General features: G+C 65.7%; 19 protein-coding genes. 10 read left to right on the top strand and 9 right to left on the bottom strand.

The annotated features are described in order from the left end of the window. Positions 1 to 3: 3 nt before the first annotated feature. The 4 genes from rutB to U1738_RS09435 form a co-directional block, all read right to left on the bottom strand. On the bottom strand, positions 4 to 744 hold the full coding sequence (gene rutB, locus U1738_RS09450; protein WP_332788796.1) for a pyrimidine utilization protein B: 741 nt from the start codon (positions 742 to 744) through the stop codon (positions 4 to 6). Between the two features lie 154 nt (positions 745 to 898). Continuing rightward, positions 899 to 1,735: an oxygenase MpaB family protein gene (locus U1738_RS09445; protein ID WP_332788795.1), complete on the bottom strand. Its 837-nt coding sequence runs from the start codon at positions 1,733 to 1,735 to the stop codon at positions 899 to 901. Further along, on the bottom strand, positions 1,732 to 3,276 hold the full coding sequence (locus U1738_RS09440) for an ABC transporter permease/substrate-binding protein (RefSeq protein ID WP_332788794.1): 1,545 nt from the start codon (positions 3,274 to 3,276) through the stop codon (positions 1,732 to 1,734). The genes U1738_RS09445 and U1738_RS09440 overlap by 4 nt, the downstream gene beginning before the upstream one ends. After that, complete coding sequence (locus U1738_RS09435; protein WP_332788793.1) at positions 3,273 to 4,046, bottom strand: ATP-binding cassette domain-containing protein; 774 nt, start codon at positions 4,044 to 4,046, stop codon at positions 3,273 to 3,275. Before U1738_RS09435 ends, U1738_RS09440 begins: the two co-directional genes overlap by 4 nt. Before the next feature lie 272 nt (positions 4,047 to 4,318). On the opposite strand from U1738_RS09435, the gene U1738_RS09430 reads away from it, so the two are divergent. Beyond that, positions 4,319 to 5,125: an SDR family oxidoreductase gene (locus U1738_RS09430; protein ID WP_332788792.1), complete on the top strand. Its 807-nt coding sequence runs from the start codon at positions 4,319 to 4,321 to the stop codon at positions 5,123 to 5,125. Positions 5,126 to 5,270: 145 nt separating this feature from the next. Here U1738_RS09430 and U1738_RS09425 read toward each other — a convergent pair whose 3' ends face one another. After that, positions 5,271 to 5,564 carry a 4a-hydroxytetrahydrobiopterin dehydratase gene (locus U1738_RS09425; protein ID WP_332788791.1) on the bottom strand — a complete coding sequence of 98 codons (294 nt, stop codon included), beginning with the start codon at positions 5,562 to 5,564 and terminating at the stop codon, positions 5,271 to 5,273. Between the two features lie 49 nt (positions 5,565 to 5,613). Between U1738_RS09425 and U1738_RS09420 the strand changes: the two genes are divergently transcribed. The 3 genes from U1738_RS09420 to U1738_RS09410 are packed head-to-tail and all read left to right on the top strand — an operon-like array spanning position 5,614 to position 7,243. Next, positions 5,614 to 6,021, top strand: a complete 408-nt coding sequence (locus U1738_RS09420; protein ID WP_332788790.1) for a metallopeptidase family protein — start codon at positions 5,614 to 5,616, stop codon at positions 6,019 to 6,021. After that, positions 6,018 to 6,608, top strand: a complete 591-nt coding sequence (gene ccmA / locus U1738_RS09415) for a heme ABC exporter ATP-binding protein CcmA (RefSeq protein ID WP_332788789.1) — start codon at positions 6,018 to 6,020, stop codon at positions 6,606 to 6,608. The genes U1738_RS09420 and ccmA overlap by 4 nt, the downstream gene beginning before the upstream one ends. Then, the gene (locus U1738_RS09410; protein WP_332788788.1) at positions 6,608 to 7,243 is read left to right on the top strand and encodes a heme exporter protein CcmB; all 636 of its coding nucleotides are present in this window, start codon (positions 6,608 to 6,610) and stop codon (positions 7,241 to 7,243) included. Before ccmA ends, U1738_RS09410 begins: the two co-directional genes overlap by 1 nt. A gap of 57 nt (positions 7,244 to 7,300) precedes the next feature. On the opposite strand, the gene U1738_RS09405 is transcribed toward U1738_RS09410, so the two are convergent. Then, positions 7,301 to 8,254, bottom strand: a complete 954-nt coding sequence (locus U1738_RS09405; protein ID WP_332788787.1) for a CE1 family esterase — start codon at positions 8,252 to 8,254, stop codon at positions 7,301 to 7,303. 16 nt (positions 8,255 to 8,270) lie between these two features. Continuing rightward, entirely contained in the window at positions 8,271 to 8,570 is a 300-nt protein-coding gene (locus U1738_RS09400) for a hypothetical protein (RefSeq protein WP_332788786.1), read from the bottom strand. A gap of 168 nt (positions 8,571 to 8,738) precedes the next feature. Between U1738_RS09400 and U1738_RS09395 the strand changes: the two genes are divergently transcribed. From U1738_RS09395 to U1738_RS09370, 6 genes are all read left to right on the top strand, one after another. Further along, positions 8,739 to 10,070 (top strand): spinster family MFS transporter, encoded by a 1,332-nt coding sequence (locus U1738_RS09395; protein ID WP_332788785.1) that lies wholly within the window; start codon positions 8,739 to 8,741, stop codon positions 10,068 to 10,070. Between the two features lie 43 nt (positions 10,071 to 10,113). Further along, positions 10,114 to 11,694 carry an AMP-binding protein gene (locus U1738_RS09390; RefSeq protein ID WP_332788784.1) on the top strand — a complete coding sequence of 527 codons (1,581 nt, stop codon included), beginning with the start codon at positions 10,114 to 10,116 and terminating at the stop codon, positions 11,692 to 11,694. Positions 11,695 to 12,166: 472 nt separating this feature from the next. Continuing rightward, positions 12,167 to 14,401 carry a TonB-dependent receptor gene (locus tag U1738_RS09385; protein ID WP_332788783.1) on the top strand — a complete coding sequence of 745 codons (2,235 nt, stop codon included), beginning with the start codon at positions 12,167 to 12,169 and terminating at the stop codon, positions 14,399 to 14,401. Positions 14,402 to 14,516: 115 nt separating this feature from the next. Continuing rightward, complete coding sequence (locus U1738_RS09380) at positions 14,517 to 15,215, top strand: TetR/AcrR family transcriptional regulator (protein WP_332788782.1); 699 nt, start codon at positions 14,517 to 14,519, stop codon at positions 15,213 to 15,215. 2 nt (positions 15,216 to 15,217) lie between these two features. Then, a complete protein-coding gene (locus tag U1738_RS09375) occupies positions 15,218 to 16,039 on the top strand; it encodes a GDSL-type esterase/lipase family protein (RefSeq protein WP_332788781.1) in 822 nt (273 codons plus the stop codon). Between the two features lie 122 nt (positions 16,040 to 16,161). Beyond that, positions 16,162 to 17,151, top strand: a complete 990-nt coding sequence (locus U1738_RS09370) for an aldo/keto reductase (protein ID WP_332788780.1) — start codon at positions 16,162 to 16,164, stop codon at positions 17,149 to 17,151. Between the two features lie 22 nt (positions 17,152 to 17,173). Here U1738_RS09370 and U1738_RS09365 read toward each other — a convergent pair whose 3' ends face one another. Together U1738_RS09365 and U1738_RS09360 are read right to left on the bottom strand one after the other, a co-directional pair. Then, a complete protein-coding gene (locus tag U1738_RS09365; protein ID WP_332788779.1) occupies positions 17,174 to 17,542 on the bottom strand; it encodes a reverse transcriptase-like protein in 369 nt (122 codons plus the stop codon). A gap of 181 nt (positions 17,543 to 17,723) precedes the next feature. Beyond that, positions 17,724 to 18,719, bottom strand: a complete 996-nt coding sequence (locus U1738_RS09360) for an FAD:protein FMN transferase (protein WP_332788778.1) — start codon at positions 18,717 to 18,719, stop codon at positions 17,724 to 17,726. Positions 18,720 to 18,736 lie beyond the last annotated feature (17 nt).

Below are 18,736 nucleotides of genomic sequence, written 5' to 3'. Positions count from 1 at the left end.
GGCTCAGGGCGAACGGGGTGAGTTTGGGGTCTGCCCGAACGATCCGCAGAAATCGGCGACCGTTGAGACCCAGCCGAAGAACTTCTCGATATTGTAGACCGTCGCCTCCTGCATCATCGGCGGCCCCAGATGATGCGTCGCATCTTCCAGCATCACGCCGAAATATTCGAGGTGGAAGCCGTCGCGCAGCGTGCTTTCGACGCAGACGTTGCTGGCGATGCCGACGAACACGATGTTGCGGATGCCGCGTGCGCGCAGGACGCTGTCGAGTTGCGAATTGAAGAACGCCGAATAGCGTGTCTTGTGCACGCGCAGATCGCCCGGTTTCGGGGTCAGCGCATCGACGATCTCGTAATCCCATGTGCCGCGTGCGAGCAACTGGCCGTGTAGCTCGGGCCGCGCGCGCATCGTCTTCAAGGCGTTCGATTTGTGCCAATTGGGTGAACCGGGGCCACCGGCTTCCTGATAGTCGGCGTCCCAGCCGTTTTGCAGATACACCACCTGCACCCCGGCTCTGCGCGCGGTATCCAGCACCGCGCCGACCCGATCGATTGCTGCTGCTGCGCCGGAAATGTCGAAGCCTGCCAGATCGACATAACCGCCGGGCGAGGCATAGGCGTTCTGCATGTCGATCACGACGACCGCCGTTTCCTCCGGGGCCATGCGCAGCGGCTCGGGACGGGCCATCAGGGTAACGCCGGATCTCGCGGTATCCGCGCCTGCGGTGGTGACGGTGAGGGTCATGGGGCAAGTCTGCTAGCGCTAGGCCGATATCGCAAGCGCGAAAGCGATGGTCCGGACCTGACCTCCCCATCCAGTCGTGCTGAGCTTGTCGAAGCACATGCCCCGAATGCGCCCTTCGACAGGCTCAGGGCGAACGGACGGTGGGTGTGGGTTGTCAGTCGTGGAACGCCCAGCGCAGGGTCTTTGCCAGCCCCAGCGTACCCACCGCCACGAGGGGCCGCCCCAGCGTCGAGGCATGCAGGCCGTGCATGTCGCGCGCCCAGCGCGGCAGCAGGTCGACCGCCGCTTGGAAGGTCATCGACTGCACCGGTTGCGCGGCGAGCTTCGGGGCGCGTTGCGACAGGACCAGGCGCGCCACCTCGCGGCTGCGTGCGTCGGCTATCAGGTCGGGGCGCATCTCGGCAATCAGGGCGAGCGCTTGGGCCTTGGTCGTCGGAACGGGATCGGCGCCGAGTTCCCGCGCGATCAGGGCGGTTTCGGCGAAATAGCGGTCCTGATCTGCCAGCGACATCGCCGGATTGCCGTAAGTCAGCCAGGCGTCGAGGAAGCTGGTCATCTCGGTCACATGCACCCAGGCGAGCAGGCGCGGATCGTCGGCGCGATACGGCGTTCCATCCGGCAGCGTGCCGGCGACACGGGTATGGATCATCCGCACGCGATCGATCGCGGCCTGCGCATCCTCGCGCGCGCCGAACGTCGTGACGGCGATGAAACGTGCGGTGCGCCTGAGCCGGCCAAGCATGTCGTGGCGGAACTCGCTATGATCCCAAACGCCGGCCAGCACCGCGGGGTGGAGCATCTGGAGCAGCAGGGCCGCGACGCCGCCGACCATCATCGTCGTCACGTCGCCGTGCACGGCCCAGGCGGCGGAGTGCGGGCCGAACAGACCGTCGTCGCGGCGCTGCACCGGTTGTTCGCCCTTGGCGCGGTCGTTGAACACCGCACGCACTTCGCCGACCAAACGGCGTTTCAGGTGCGCGCGCAGGCTCATTCGGGCAGGCCGATCTTCTTTTCCAGCCAGCGCGCAGCCTGTTCGGGACTGGCCTTGTTCGCGTCGCGATCGACCATGTAGTTCGCCTCGCGCATCGCCTCGACCGGGATATGGCCGACTAGCGGCGCGAGCGCGGCGGCGAAGCGCGCGTCCTTCGCGCGGGCCGGGGCGAGCAGCAGGATCGCGTCATAGCCGGGGATCGCGCGGCGCGGGTCGCCCAGCACCGCGAGATTCTGTGCCGCGATCCGGCCGTCCGACGAGAAGGCCGAGATCACATCGGCCTGCTTGCTGTCGAGCGCGCGGTACATGAACGTCGGGCTGTAGGCGTGGGCGGTCTTGAACTTCAGCGGATAGGCTTTTTGCACCGCCGCCCATTCGGGGCGTTCGAGGAATTCCAGATCGGCGGCGAAGTTCAGCTCCGGTGCCGCCGCGATCAGTTCGGCGAGCGAGGTGATGCCGCGCTTCTTCGCATCGTCGCCGCGCATCGCGAAGGCATAGGCGTTTTCGAACCCCAGCGCGCCGAGCAGTTTCACGCCGGACGTCTGCTGCGCCCAATCGGATATTGCGCCGAGCATCGCCGCGCGTTCCGGCACGTCGCTGCGGCGCATTTCGCCCGTCCAGATCGTACCGGAATATTCGACATAGGCGTCGATATCGCCGCCCTTCAGCGCACCGAACACGACGGCCGAACCCAATCCCTCGCGGTAGCGCACCTGGTATCCGGCGCGCTCCAGCCGATGGCCGATGAGGCGGGCGAGGATGTATTGCTCGGAAAAATTCTTGGCACCGATCGTCACAACCTTGTCGTCCCCGGCGCGCGGCCAGAGCGGGGCGAGTGCGAATGCCACACCGGCGGCGAGTACAGCGGCGGCGATCCAGATCTGCGCGCGGCGGCGGTGGCGGATGCCGTGTTCGATTCCGCCGAGGATCGCATCCACCGCTAGCGCGAGCGCGGCGGCGCTGAGGCAGCCGGCCAGCGCCAGCGCCCAATTCTGGGTCTGCAAGCCGGCGAAGATCATGTCGCCTAGGCTCGGCTGTCCGACGGTGGTGGAGAGCGTCGCTGCGCCGATCGTCCAGACGGCGGCGGTGCGGATGCCGGCCATCAAGACGGGCGCAACGAGCGGAGCCTCGACCAGCCGTAGCTTTTGCGCGGGCGTCATGCCGACGCCGTCCGCCGCCTCGATCACCGCCGGATCGAGGCCGGTCAGCCCGGTCACGCCGTTCCGGAGGATCGGTAGCAGCGCGTAGAGCGTCAGCGCGAGCAAAGAAGGGAGGAAGCCCAATGCGGGAATGCCGCCGCCGACCAAAGTCGAGAGCGACAGCAGCAGGGGGTAGAATAATGCCAGCAAGGCAAGCGACGGGATCGTCTGGATCAGGCTGGCGAACCCGAGAGTCACGCGCGCGACATTGGGGTGTCGCGCGGACCACACCGCCAGCGGCAGGCTGATGAGTAGACCGAGGATCAGCGCCGACCCCGCCACCAGCAGATGCGCGGCGAGCAATTCCGGGACGCGGCCCATCGCCTCTAGGAAGGGAGTCATGATGCCAGCGCCGCCAGACGCCGGCTCTGTTCGCGCGGCACGGCGACCAAGGCATCCGCCGCCGCACCGCCTTTGCCGGCGATCAGATCGCGTGGGTTGGCATCGGCGACGATCCGGCCGCGCTCCATCACCAGCACGCGATCCGCGAGCAGCAGTGCCTCGGCCATGTCGTGCGTCACCATGATCGTGGTGAGACCGAGCCGGTCGTGCAGCGCACGGATGCTGGTGCCCAATTGGTCGCGCGTGACGGGATCGAGCGCGCCGAACGGCTCGTCCATCAGCATCAGGCCGGGCGCGGTGGCGAGCGCGCGGGCGACGCCGACGCGCTGGCGCTGCCCGCCGGACAGAGCGGACGGCATGCGCTGGGCGAAATCGGCCGGCAGATCGACCAGCGCGAGCAATTCGGCCACGCGGTCCTTGGTTGCCTTGGCGCCAGCGATGCGCAGGCCGATGGCGATATTCTCGGCGACGTTCATGTGCGGGAACAGGCCGATATTCTGAAAGACATAGCCGATCCGGCGGCGCAGCGCGTGCGGCGAAGCGATGGTCACGTTCTCGTCGGCGATCTTCACGGTGCCGGCGGTCGGATCGACCAGCCGGTTGATCGTCTTGAGCAAGGTGGACTTGCCCGATCCCGATGCGCCGACCAGTGCTACGAAGCTGCCGCCGGCGATCTCCACCGACACATGGTCCACCGCGACCGTTCCGCCCGGATAGGATTTGGTGACGCCGGTGAAGGCGACCGCTGGTCCGGGAGAATCCTGTGGCATCGCATGGGGTTGTGGGGGAGGCGGGGGGCGGCGTCAAACGCCGATACTTGGTTTCGCACCTTCTTGCTTCCCCGGCGGAGGCCGGGGTCCAGTCACGGAGGTCGAGGTTACTATGCGCAGCGCCCGCTAATTTCCGTTTCCCGACTTGGCCCCGGCCTTCGCCGGGGAAGTATGATGGTGGGGTTCGCGGCAACTCCGAAACCTAGCCTTGAACGGCCGCGCGTCGTGTCGCAAAGAGCATGCAATAGAATATACGGTATGGAGTGGGCGTCATGACGGGCACAGCGCAGAAGGCGATCTTCATCACCGGGGGTGGATCGGGCATCGGGCGGGCGACGGCGCAATTGTTCGCGGCGCGCGGCTGGCGGGTCGGGCTGGCCGATGTGAATGTCGCGGGGCTGGCTGAGACGGCGGCCCTGCTCCCCGCCGGCATGGCGAGCACCTATGAGATGGACGTGCGGGATCGCGACGGGTGGGTGGCCAGCCTCGACGCGTTCACCGCCACCACCGGCGGGCGGCTTGACGTGCTGTTCAACAATGCCGGAATCGGATCGGGCGGGCCGCTTGCCGAGACGGAGTTCGCCGAGATCGACCGGGTGATCGCGATCAATCTGGTCGGCGCGTTGAACGGCGCGCGGATCGGTTACGCCTATCTCGCGCGGACGCCGGGATCGTGTTTGCTGAACACCGCGAGTGCCTCGGCGATCTATGGCTCGTCCGGCCTCGTGCCCTATTCCGCCACCAAGTTCGGCGTTCGCGCGATGACCGAGGCGCTGGACGGCGAATGGGCCGAGGCGGGCATCAAGGTGCGCGACATCATTCCCGGCTTCATCGATACGCCGCTGCTGACCCGCCCGGTTGGCGGATCGAATCGCTCGATCCGGGAGACGGTGACCGGCGCGGGACTGGAACTGACCTCCGCCGAGGATGTCGCGCTCGCGGCCTGGGCGGCGGTGCATGGTGACAGGCTCCACACCTATGTCGGCAAGACCGCGCACCGCATGGCCTTCGCCGCGCGCTGGATGCCGGGGAAGTTGCGCAAGATGATGAAGCGGGGGATCGGCGCGCAGGAGGGGTAGCCTGACTCGCCTCCCCACCGTCATCCCAGCGTAGGCTGGGATCTCAATGAGGCGCGCGGGCCGCCAGCCCCACAAAGATCCCAGCCTGCGCTGGGATGACGGTTTGGGAGGGGCATGGGCTGGGAGTTCAGCGTGGGCGGAAGCCTCACTCCACCAAGGCGTCGATCGCCTCGGCCATGTCGACATCGCGGTGCGACAGCCCGCCCGCGTCATGCGTGGTGAGCAGGATTTCGACCCGGTTCCACACGTTCGACCATTCGGGATGATGGTCGGCTTTCTCCGCCAGCAACGCCACCCGCGTCATAAAGGCGAAGGCCGCACTGAAATCGGCGAAGGTGATCGTGCGGGTGATCGCGTCGCGCGCCTCGTCATAATCCCACTCATCCAAGGCATCCAAAGCCTCGGCGCGCTCGGCCTCGCTCAGCGGTTCGATAGCCATGCTTCCCTCCTGCTGGCGCGCCGCGCGCCTTCGCCTTATGGCTAGGGCCATGGCTGCGCCCGATCAACCGTTCACCGCCCCCGACGCACACGCGATTGAGGAGATCGCGCTCGCCACGCTGGAGAGCCTGCCGGGGGAATTCCGCGCGCATCTGGGCGAGGTGGTGCTGATCGTCGAGGATTATGCCGATGACGAAACGCTGGCGGCGCTCGATATCGAACATCCGCTCGATCTGAGCGGCATATATCACGGCCGCCCGGTCGGCGAAAAATCGTCAAGCGATTCCGGCACCGTGCCGGACCGCATCCACCTGTATCGCCGCGCGATCCTGGAGGAATGGATCGAGACCGGCGTGTCGCTGCACGATCTGGTCGCGCATGTGATGATCCACGAGATCGGGCACCATTTCGGTCTGTCGGACGACGACATGCATGCGCTGGAGGATGCGGTCGCTTGAGTGCCGCGCTAGCGTTCGAAGGCGTGACGTGCGCTCGGGGTGGGCGGGTTTTGTTCGCCGATCTGTCGTTTGCGTTGGCACCGGGCGAAGCGGCGGTCGTGGTCGGGCCGAACGGGGTGGGCAAATCCAGTCTGGTGCGTCTTGCTGCGGGTTTGCTGCGCCCGATGCATGGCGCGGTCGGCATAAGTGGGGAGCGCGCCCTGCTGGGCGAGGCGAGTGCGCTCGATCCGGAACTGGCACTGGCGCGCGCACTCGGATTCTGGGCGCGGATCGATCGGCGGGCGGAGATGATCGAGGAAGCGCTGGCGGCGTTCGATCTGAGTGCGCTCGCCAACGTGCCGGTGCGGCTGCTGTCGACCGGCCAGCGCAAGCGCGCCGGGCTGGCACGGATCGTGACGAGCGGCGCAGACCTGTGGCTGCTGGACGAGCCGGCCAATGGGCTGGACGCCAGCGCGGTGGCGATGCTGGAGGCGGCGATCATCGTCCACCGCGCGCGCGGCGGCATCGCCTTGGTTGCGACGCATACGTCGATCGCGATTCATGCTGCGCAGCATATCGACCTTGGCGCGTCATCGTCATGGGGATGATGACGGCGCTTATCGTGCGCGACGTACGCCGCGCCTGGGCCGGCGGCGGGGTAACGCTGGTGGTCGCGTTCTTCCTGCTCGCGACGATCCTGTTTCCGTTCGCGATCGGGCCGGATGCGGCGTTGCTTGCGCGGGTCGGCGGCGGGGTGATCTGGGCCGCCGCTTTGCTCGCCGCCTTGCTGCCGGTCGAGCGGCTGATCGCGCCCGATGCGGATGCGGGTGTGCTGGATCAGTTCGCCGTGCGCGGCATCGGCATGACGAGCGTCGCGATGGCGAAGATCGTCGCGCACTGGCTGGGCTTCGGCCCGCCGCTGATGCTGGCGGCGGTGGCGGCGGCGGGGTTGCTCGATCTGTCGGGGGCGACGCTTATGGCGGTCGAGATCGGATTGCTGATCGGCACGCCGGGCCTCGCGGCGCTGGCGGTGGCGACCTCCGCTTTGGTCGCAGGAGTGCGCGGTGCGGGGGCCGTGGCGGGACTGGTGATGCTGCCACTCGCCGTGCCGCTGTTGATCTTCGGCGCGGGCTCGATCGAGGGCGGTGCGGGCGCGGTGAAGCTGCTCGCGGCGGTCAGCCTCTTGCTGCTGGCGGGCGCGCCATTCGTGGCGGGGTCGGCAATGCGCGCGGCGATGGAATAGCTGAATGCGATATTCCCGTTCGCGACCGGTGGTCCCGAACGGGAATAAGTTAGATGATCAAAGGTTGAACACGTTCTGCCAGATGTAGCTGGCGACATCGATCGGCGCGACATAGTCGCCGGTATACCCCAGCCCGACATAGTTGCTGTACAGCACGTGCTTGCCGCCGATCACCGTGACCAGACCATGGCGCACGCCGCCGTCGCACGTGCGATACTCTTCCACGCGGACGTCGGGCAGAAGCTGGGTGCGGGTCAGATCGTCGCTGCAATGGTCGATTTGCTTCCATTCGGCGAGGCTTTCGCGTGCGCCCTGCACGCCCAGCGGCACGCCGGCGGTGTCGTCTGGCAGCGGCGGCAGCGACGACGATCCACCGTAATAGGAGATGGTCGCGTCGCCGGTGGCGGCGATCTCGGTCACACCGATCGGCTTGGCCGGGCGGCAGGTGTTGGTGTTGAGCGGGAACGATACGGAGGCGACGGCGCGGACCAGATCGGCCGCCTCGCACGCCATGCGCTGCGCCATGCCGCCGCCGTTCGATATGCCGGTGACGAACACGCGCGTATCATCGATATTCGCGCGGCCCTTCATCGCCACGATCACCGAGCGCAGGAAACCGACGTCGTCCACGTTCGCCGCATCGCCCGCCGCGCAGCAGCCATAGGCATTCCAGCTGAGTGCGATGCCATCCGGCCATACCGCGATGAAGCCGCGCTGGTCGGATTGCTGCAACTGCCCGGAATATTTGCGCTCGTCCGCGCCGTAGCTGGTGAAGCCGTGCAGATCGAGCAGCAGCGGCACGGCGGTGTTGCCGGTATAGCTGACGGGCACGTGAATCAGATAGGATCGCGGCAGGCCGCCCGACAGCGTGACGATGCGATAGTCGCCCGGCTTCAGGCAGTTGGTCGCGCACGGCGCGGCCTGCGCGGTGCCGGTGACGGTCAGGATGGCGATCAGCAGTGCTAGCAGTTGCAGGATGCGTCGCATGATCTTCGGTATATCGTGGGTCATCATTCCTCTCCTCCTTTTATGGCTTGGGTGGCGGCGGGGGCAGTGGTGTGAGGCCGCCATCGTCGCGCAATTCCGGCGGCAGTGGCGGATCGGTGAAGGTCTTGCGCGGTGCCATGCGGGCCGGTGGTGCAGCGGTCGGTGACGCGCGCGGAACTGGGGACGGGGTGGACCGCGGCGCAGCGGGTTGCGCTGCGGGAACGACCTTCACGGCTTGCGATTTTTGCGAGTCGGGGGTGTGCGGAGAACAGGCGACGAGCAGGAGCGGCACGGCGCAAAAGCCGTGCAGCGTGACCGGAAATCGGCGCAATACGCCCATCCATCGCTCTCCCATTCGTGGCCGGTTTTGTCCGGCTCACTTAAGTCACCTATCAGAACAAAATGATATTCACTAGATAATTAGTGAATATTGACAAAGGCGCCTTGACGGTGCCATGCAGGGCATCGCACGCCGTTAGAGCGTGGAGCATTTTCAGGGGCAGGATCGATGACAAGCGGCGCGATGGCGGGCGACACGGCGCGATCCGGCTCGGCGACGGAGCGGGGCAAGCAGACCTACAAATGGTTCGTGCTGGCGATTCTGTGCTTCGTCTATGTGCTGAATTTCCTCGACCGGCAGTTGCTGTCGATCCTCGCCAAGCCGATCCAGGACGATCTGCACGTCACCGACGGGCAACTCGGGCGGCTCGGCGGGCTGTATTTCGCGGTCTTCTATTGCTTCATTTCGATCCCCGTCGCGTGGATGGCGGATCGCGGCAACCGGGTGCGCGTGCTGAGCATCGCCTGCGCGCTTTGGAGCGCCGCGACGATCGCGTGCGGCATGGCGGCGAGCTATCCGCAACTGGTGATGGCGCGGATGGCGGTCGGCGTCGGCGAGGCGGGGGGCGTGCCGCCATCCTATTCCATCATCTCGGATTATTTCGCGATCGATCAGCGCGGCCGCGCGCTCGGACTGTTCAACCTCGGGCCGCCGATCGGGCAGGCGCTGGGCGTCGCCTTTGGCGCCACGATCGCCGCACGCTACGACTGGCGCACCGCGTTCGTGTCGCTCGGCATCGTAGGAATCTTCGCGGCGGTCGCGGTGTGGCTGATCGTGCGCGAACCGAAGCGCGGGGCGAGCGACCCGGTTCCGGCTCATGTGCCGGCGGTGGACGAGGAGAAGGTGCGCTTCGGCCAGGCGGCGCGCGCGTTCTTCACGCGTCCGATCCTGATCCTCGTCGCGCTGGCATCCGGCGCGACGCAATTCGTCACTTATGCCACGCTCAACTTCACCACCCTGTTTCTGATGCGCGAAAAGGGCATGACGCTGGGTGAGGTGGCGATCTGGTACGCGCTGCTGCTCGGCATCGGGGTGAGCGCCGGAATCTATTTCTCCGGCTGGCTGCTCGATCGGCTGACGTCGAAAACGCGCACCGCTTATGCGCTGATCCCGGCGGTGGGCCTTGCGTTGGCAGTGCCGTTCTTCATCGGCTTCGTCCATGCGCCGAGCTGGCCGATCGCGATGCTGTTCCTCGCCGGGCCGACCTTCCTGAACTATTTCTATCTCTCGCCAGCGGTGGCGTTGGTGCAGAATTCTGTGCCGGCCAACCAACGGACTTTGGCCGGGGCGCTGCTGCTGCTGGTCATGAACCTCATCGGCCTCGGCTTCGGCCCGACCTGGCTGGGCGCGGCGAGCGACTGGTTCCGCGCGGCCGGCCACGGCAATCCGTTGCAATTGGCCTTCTACACATTGGTGCCGTTCTACATCCTCGCCATCATTCTGTTCCTGATCCTCGCCCGCGCCTTGCGCCGCGAGGATGCCGCCGGAGATATCGCATGAAGATCCCACGCCGCTTGCCGGCCCGCATCGTGGCGAACTGACGATGCAACCTTACGCGCTTACCCTCGACAAGTTCATCGATCATGCCGCGAAATGGCATCCGCAGACCGAAGTGGTCACGGGTGGCGGCGCGGGCGCTCCGGTCGGGCGAGTGGATTATGCTGCACTCCGCGAGCGCAGCAAATTGCTGTCCGGTGCCTTCGCCGCAATCGGCCTGAAACTTGGCGACCGGATCGCGACGCTCGCCTGGAACAGCCAGGCACATATGGAATGCTGGTACGCGGCGCTCGGTATCGGCGTCGTGTGCCATACGCTCAACCCGCGCATCGGCGTGGAGCAATTGGCCGTGATGGTGCGGCAGGCGGACGATCGCGTGCTGGCGATCAGCCCGGATCAGGCGGCGCTCGCCGAGGACCTGCTCGCGGCATGCCCGAGTATCGAAAATTTGCTGGTGCTGGATGAGCCGGGCGGGGCGGGGCTGGCGCTGCCGACGGTGAACGGCGCGCGCGTCTGGACGCAACAGGATCTGATCGACACGCTCGGCACGGATGCGGCGTGGGGCGGGTTCGACGAGAATGCCGAAGCCGGCCTGTGCTTCACCTCCGGCACGACCGGCGCGCCAAAGGGCGTCACCTACACGCATCGTTCGAACTATCTGATGACGCTCAACGTACTGCAGGCCGACATGATGGGTTTGGGCGCGCGCGACGTGGTGCTGGCCGCCGTGCCGATGTTCCATGCCAATGGTTGGGGTCTGCCGTTCGCCGCGCCAGCGGTGGGAGCACGTTTCGTGCTGCCGGGTCGGCACAATGACGGCGCAAGCCTGGCCGAACTGATCGCGCGCGAGAAGGTGACGATCGCGATCGGCGTGGCGACAGTGTGGCTCGCCCTGATCGACCATCTCGATGCCACGGGCGGTGAACTACCGTCGCTCGAACGGGTGCTGCTCGGGGGATCGCCCGTGCCGCAGGCGTTGATGGACCGGATCGAATGGCGCCTCGGCGTCACGGTGCAGACGAGCTGGGGGATGACCGAATTGTCGCCGATCGGCACCGTTGCGCCGGCCACTGCGGTGCCCCGCCTGTCGGGTAAATCGGGCCGCCCGCCAGTGGGTGTCGACCTACGCGTCGCCGATGTCGAAGGGGCGGCGTTGCCCGAACAACGCGGCGTCGAGGGGCGGTTGCAGGTGAAGGGTGCGAGCGTGGTCGAGCGCTATTTCGGGCACGACGAACCGGCGACGGATGCCGAGGGCTGGTTCGATACCGGCGATCTCGCGATCATCGACGATCGCGGCAACCTCGCCATCACCGGGAGATCAAAGGATTTGATCAAGTCCGGCGGCGAATGGATCAACCCGGGCGAGATCGAGGCGATCGTCGGCGCGTTGCCGGCGGTCGGGCTGGTCGCGGTGGTTGGGCGCGTGCACGCGAAATGGGGCGAACGTCCGGTGCTCGTGATGGAGGAACGGCAGAACCAGTCGATCAGCGATGTCGAATTGTCGGACGCGCTCGACGGCCGCGTGCCACGCTGGTGGATGCCCGACGAGATCATCCGCGTGGCGCGCATGCCGCTCGCCTTCACCGGCAAGATCGACAAGAAAGCCCTGCGCGCCGAGTTCGGCTGAGGCCGGGCAAGATCCCGACACGGCACATGGATCGCAGCCTTGCGACAAGTATCCGTCATTCCCGCGGCGGCTGGAATCCATACTGGCTTGCGTCTCGTTTTCGAAACGGCGTCGAAGCCTATGGATCCCCGCCTTCGCGGGGATGACGACCTATCGTGTTTGAGCGCCATGACTTCAGACAGAACCGTTCGTGCTGAGCCTGTCGAAGCACATGTTCCACACTCTCCGGCTGCGCTTGGAACACATCCTTCGACAGGCTCAGAACGAACGGAGAGGGGATGGTTTAACCTCACGTCATCAGACGCCGAAGGATAAAACCGCCAAGCGATACCAAAAAGCAGATGTGGTTTGTGGCCCCACCGCCACACTCCAAAATAATCCTGATTATAAAATGAATGAACGTTGACGCGGCCGCGGATTGCTGTATCTCCAACATCACGCACCCGAGAGTGCGACATTTTGGGAGGGTTCCATGAAGACGGGTTTCTGGCTGTCCGTATCGGCTGCCGCATTGATCAGCGCCGGTATGACGAGCGGCGCGGCACACGCACAAAACGCTCCGACCACCGACCCTACCGCAGCGGCGACGGGCAGCGACGATCGGTCGCAGGAAATCGTCGTCACGGCGGAACGCCGCTCCACCAGCCTGCAGCGCTCCGGCGTCGCGGCGAGCGTGCTGACCGGTGAGGATCTGGTGCGCAAGAGCATCAACACGGTCGAGCAGCTTCAGTTCGCCACGCCGTCGCTGACCGTCAACACCTCGGGACAGGCCAACAGCTTCAACATCCGCGGCATCGGCAAGACCGAGATCACCAGCTCGGTCGGCGTCGGCGTCGTCACCTACCGCGATGGCGTCGCGACGTTCCCCGGCTATTTCCAGACCGAACCCTATTACGATCTTGCTTCGGTCGAAGTGCTGCGCGGGCCGCAGGGCACGTTCGCAGGCGGCAACGCGACCGGTGGTGCGGTGTTCATCACCGAAACCAATCCCACGACCGATCGCGTGAAGGGCTATGCGCTAGCGCAATACGGCAATTACAACGATGCCAAGGTGCAGGGCGCGATCAACCTGCCGATCAGCGACACACTGGCGCTTCGCTTCGCCGGCAATTACGAACGCCGCGACACCTTCTTCAAGGTCACCGGCCCGTGGACCGGCAACCCGGGCGACCTGGATTCGATCAGCGGCCGCGCCAGCCTGTTGTGGCAGCCGGACACGCACGTCCGCCTGCTGATCAAGGGCGATTACAACAAGGTCAATTACGGTGGCTTCCCGAACACGCCGGCCTATTTCGGCACGGCGGCGGCACCGACGCTGAACACCAGCGATCCGTTCATCGTCACCAGCAATGCGCCGCTATCCGGCCAGGACGAATTTGGCCGCATCTCGGCCAACCTCAGCTACACGTTCGACAGCGGCCTCACGCTGCGCTCGATCTCGGGCTATCAGAAGGGCACGACGCAGGAGGAGCTGGACGCGGACGGCACCAGCACGGCGAGCAACACCTTCCAGGATTTTGCCAACGAGAAGATCTTCTCGCAGGAACTGAACATCGTTTCGCCCGACAGCGGCCGGTTCACCTGGCTGGTCGGCGGCTATTACCAGCACGACAAATATGATTTCCCGGTCGGCAACGGTTACGTCGCGATCAATGCCACCGGCGTGCTGCGCTCGCTCAGGATCGAAGGCACCAACCCGCACACCGCGCTCGCCGCGTTCGGGCAGGTCGGCTACAAGCTGACGGATGCGCTGCAACTCACCGTCGGCGGCCGCTGGTCGCGGACGACCTCGCGCAACGACGTGACGTATCCGATCCAGCTAAACTTCGGCGGTGCGACGAATGTGCCCGTCACGCTGACCCAGCACGATTTCAACGCCAACAAGAATGTCGATGGCAAGGTCGCGCTGAACTGGACGGTCGATGCCAACAATTTCCTCTACGCCTTCGTCGCCACCGGCACCAAAGCGGGTGGTCTGAACGGCGCCAATCTGTTCGGCGCGACCCCGCGCGGCTTCGTGCCCGAGAAGGTCACCGATTACGAACTGGGCTACAAGGGCACGTTGTTCGACGGCCATCTGCGCACGCAGATCGGCGGTTATTACAACCATTACAAGAATTTCCAGGTCACGATCGTCGACCCGATGACGCCGAACTACACCTCGATCTTCAACGTTCCGAACGCGACCAAGCTCTATGGTTTCGAAGCGTCGGCACAAGGATCGTTCGATCGTTTCCAGTTCGATTTCTCGACCTCGATTTCGCATTCCGAAGTCGGCCAGTTCTTCGCGCGTGATCCGCGGCTGGCGACGACCGGCGTCTGCGATGCCGCGTCCGGTCCGGCGACGGCGGCGGGCTGCATCAATCTCGGCGGCCGTCGCCAGAGCTATTCGCCGCAGTTCACGGTAAGCGCCGGTGCGCAATATGCGATCCCCGTCCGCGACGGGATCACGCTCACGCCGCGGGTCGATTTCGCGCACATCTCGGGCGTCTGGGGTACGTTGTTCCAGCAGCGGCAGCTCGGCGACTATCTGGGCGAGCGCAACATCCTGAACGCGCAATTGACCCTGGCGATGCGCGGCGACTGGTCGATCGCGGGATACGGCACCAACCTGACCGACCAGCATTATATCGGCTCGCTGAACGGCATCCGTCGCCTCGCGGCGGCACCGCGCCAGTACGGCATCCGCGTCACCAAGACGTTCTGATCCCGGATCGGGCGTGTCGGGCGGCGTCATCGCCGCTCGACACGCCTAAGTGATTTGTCTCGTGCCAATTTCGCTGCAGCGCGATATGATCGCCCCGCCCGCCGACGGAGGATCGATGACCAAGATTGCGGAGAAACCCCGGCGGACCAAGGCCGAACAGCGCGCCGAGAGTCTCGAACAGATTCTCGACGCCGCCGAATATCTGTTTTCCGAAGGCGGGCTGCACGGCGTGACGTTGAAGGACGTCGCCAAGCGCGTCGGCGTCCACACCTCGCTGCTGCATTATTATTTCGACGACAAGAAGGCGCTGTTCGACGCGGTGGTCGCGCGCCGCGCGCCGATCACGACCGAGCGGCGGATGGCGGCGCTTGCCGCCTATGAGCAGGAGTGCGACGGCAAGCCCACGGTCGAGGGTGCGCTGCATGCCTATCTCGACACCGATCTCGATCTCTACAGCCAGTCCGACGATGGTTGGCGGCGCTACGGTGCGCTCGGTGCGTTGATGAGCAATACGCCCGAATGGGGGGCGGAGTTGATGGACACGCATTTCGACGTGGTCGTGCTGCGGCTGATCGGTTTGCTGAAACAGGCATTGCCCGATTGCGCGGAGGAGGACCTGTTCTGGGGCTACCACTTCGTCACCGGCGCGCTGATGCTGACGCTGGCGCGCACCGGGCGGATCGACAAATTGTCGCACGGCTTGTGCCGGTCGGACGATTTCGCCGCGGTGAAGGCGCGGATGGCGACCTTCATGGCGGCTGGTTTCATCGCGACCTGTGCCGCGCGCAAGGGCGAGCGAGACCAGGCGACATGAACGTGCGGCGGCTGGTCTTTGCCGCCGCGTTGATTGCCGCGCCGGCGCTGGCGCAGGATAGTGCGCCCGTCGGCATCGTCGCCGATCCGTGTATTGGCGTTCCTTTCATGCCGTCATCGATGATCGATTATTTTCGTTCTCTGCTGGCCGGGAAACCGATGCCGCCGCCGGCCGCCGATATGGCGGCGTACAAGGCGGCGCAGGACGCGATGAAGGGCCGCGACTGGGCAGATCTGTGCCATTATCGGGCGGATAATCGGAAGGTGGCGAAGTTGCCGCAGTGGGAGCGTCGTGTCGTCTATATGGGCGATTCGATTACCGAGGCTTGGCGGCTGGCCGATCCCGAATTCTTTACCGGCGGGCGGATCAATCGGGGCGTCAGCGGGCAGACGACCGCGCAGATGTTGCTGCGATTTCAAGGGGATGTGATCGCGTTGCGCCCGGCGATGGTGCACATCATGGCCGGGACCAACGACATTGCCGGCAATACCGGGCCGCAGAGACTCGAGGACGTGCAGAACAACATCGTCGCGATGGTGACGTTAGCGAAGGCGAACCATATCCGCGTCGTGCTCGCCTCCGTGCCGCCGGCGTTGAAATTCCCGTGGCGGCCTGCGCTGGCCCCTGAGCCGCAGGTGCGCGCGCTGAACGCGTGGCTGAAGGATTATGCGGCCCGGATCGGCGCGACCTATGTCGATTATCATGCGCTGCTGGCGACGCCGGACGGCGCGATGCAGCCGGCGATGACGCTGGACGGCGTGCATCCGAACGCCAAAGGCTATGGTGCGATCAAGGCGTTGAGCGCGTCGGTCACGGCCGAATAGACCGAGCTTCCCACCACATTGATGAATGCCGGATATGACGGCATGCCAATTGCGCGGCCTAATGGCGTGGTCGTCGCACCCCTATCTCCCGAGCATCGCAACACGATACAGGAGACATGGCCATGCAGACGCGCAAATTGGGACGGAACGGTCCGGAGGTTTCGGCGATCGGCTTCGGCTGCATGGGGCTCGATTTCGCGTACGGCCCGGCGCTCGGCCGCGACCAGAGCATCGCGCTGATCCGCCAGGCGGTGGAACGCGGCGAGACGTTCTTCGACACCGCCGAAGTTTACGGCCCGTACACCAACGAGGAGATCGTCGGCGAAGCGCTGGCCCCGGTGCGCGACCGGGTGACGATCGCGACCAAATTCGGCTTCGACATCGTCGATGGCAAGAATGTCGGCACGAACAGCCGGCCCGAGCATATCCGGGCGGTGGCGGATGCCTCGCTCAAGCGGCTCGGCGTGGATACAATCGATCTGTTTTATCAGCACCGCGTCGATCCCAACGTGCCAATCGAGGACGTCGCCGGGACCGTCAAGGATCTGATCGCGGCGGGCAAGGTGCGCCATTTCGGCATGTCCGAAGCCGGCGCGCAGACGTTGCGCCGGGCGCATGCGGTGCAGCCGGTGAGCGCGACGCAGAACGAATATTCGCTGTGGACGCGCGACGTGGAAAGCAACGGCATCCTCGACACGTGCGAGGAACTGGGCATCGCTCTGGTCGCGTTCAGCCCGCTCGGCCGTGGCTTCCTGACCGGCGCGATGAGCAAGGACACGCAGTTCGGCGAGGGTGATTTCCGCAAGACCCTGCCGCGCTTCACGCCCGAGGCGATGGACAAGAACCAGGTGCTGATCGACCTGCTCAAGCGGATCGCGGGCGACAAGGAGGCGACGCCGGCGCAGGTCGCCTTGGCGTGGATTCTCGCGCAGAAACCGTGGATCGTGCCGATCCCGGGCACGACCAAGCTGCATCGTTTCGAGGAGAATATCGCGGCGGCCAATCTCGTGCTGAGCGATGCCGATCTGGGCGAGATCGCCGGCGCGCTGTCCGACATCGATGTCGAGGGCGCGCGTTATCCCGAGCAGTTGATGGCCTCGGTCGGGCGGTGAGCCCGAACGACCGTCTGCACGATCAGCGGTCGTGCAGGCGGTCGAGCGCGATTCCGGCGAGGTTCTGCGTCCGCTTGATGTAGCGGACCAGCGGTGGCGGGTCGGCGAGTGCGCGGAACGCCGGCATGTGGTTCAGGCCGGCACCCCGGCATTTGACCGTGGCATTGGCCTGCCCGATCACGGCGGCGGAATCGCCGAGCAGGACGAAATCGGTCAGTGCCCGTTCCCGCGCGAGGCGTAGCGCGTGGATCAACGCGAGCCACTCCGCGTCCATGCTCGTGCCGAAACCGAGATCGCGCACGACATGCGCCTGCCCGGCGATCACCACCGCGATCTCCATCGCGCCGGGATTGGGGCGGCAGCCGCCGTCGAAGAAGATCTTGGTGCGCATGATGGGGAGGTGGGTCAGAGCCTGTTTTCGTAAGCGGCTTTCCTTACACCGTTCGTGCTGAGCTTGTCGAAGCACGTGCCCCGAACACGCCCTTCGGCCAAGGTCCCACGAAAGTACTACTTTCGTGGGTGCCCGGCGGGCTCAGGGCGAACGGAGGTGGGTGAGGGCAGGTGGGAGAGTTTCAATCCTCTACCAGCATCGCAGCCAGCGCCGGTGATATGTGCTCTGCGGTGGTGCCATCGCACACCGTCACGATACGCGCCGCAATGCCCTGTTCGTGGGCCAGCGCAATCCCATAATCCGCCCCCAACACCGTAAGCGCCGTCGCCCATGCGTCCGCAGCCAGTGCGGAGGCGTGGATCACGCTCGCCGAAACTACGCCGTTGGCGGTGGGCCAGCCGGTGCGTGGATCGATCGTGTGGCTCCCGCGCCGGTAATCGCCCGAGGTCGCTACCGCCAGACCGTGCAGCGCGACCCGCATCGGCGCGAGCGTCTGGCCGGGCGGGACTTCGAGATCGACCCACCACGGCTGACCATCCGGCCGCACGCCGCGCCCAACCAATTCGCCGCCGATCTCGACCAGTGCGTGGGCGATGCCCGTTGCGCCAAGCAGGTCGGCGACGGCATCCACCGCATGACCCTTGGCGATGCCGGACAGATCGAGCGACAGGCTGCCGGGCTGACGCAGGCGGCGATCGGCAGGCGTGAAGGTCAGCCGGTGCCAGGCCGATATCCCGAGTGCCGCATCAATCTCCGCCGCGATCGGCGCACGATCGGCCGGCACGGGACCGAAGCCGTGCAGATCGACCAGTCGGCCGATCGCGGGATCGAATGCGCCGCCAGTGGCTTCCGCGATCGCGAGCCCCACGGACATGACGTGCGCGAAATCAGGCGGCAGCATTGTCCAGTGTCCACCGGGCGATCGATTGAACTGGTAGAGGAGCGAGGTCGGCGACCAATGGCTCATCTCTGCGACGATGCCGTCCAGCCGCGCAACGATCGCGGCGTGAACCTCCGCCGTTGTCAGCCCCGGTGGCAGGACGGCGCGCACGGTCCAGCCCGTCCCCATCGTCTCGCCGCCGAGATCGGTGATCGCTGCGGCGGAATCGAGCCCGACGAACGCCGCCGGGGAGATCGACGCGGGCAGGGCGACTCTTGGCTCAGGATCATTCGGCATGATTATCTCGCGAATGA

This window comes from Parasphingomonas caseinilytica, assembly GCF_036663755.1.
Classification (GTDB): Bacteria; Pseudomonadota; Alphaproteobacteria; order Sphingomonadales; family Sphingomonadaceae; genus Sphingomonas.
The sequence above is the reverse complement of the archived record's forward strand: the minus strand, read 5'-3'. Positions and strand labels throughout refer to the sequence as shown.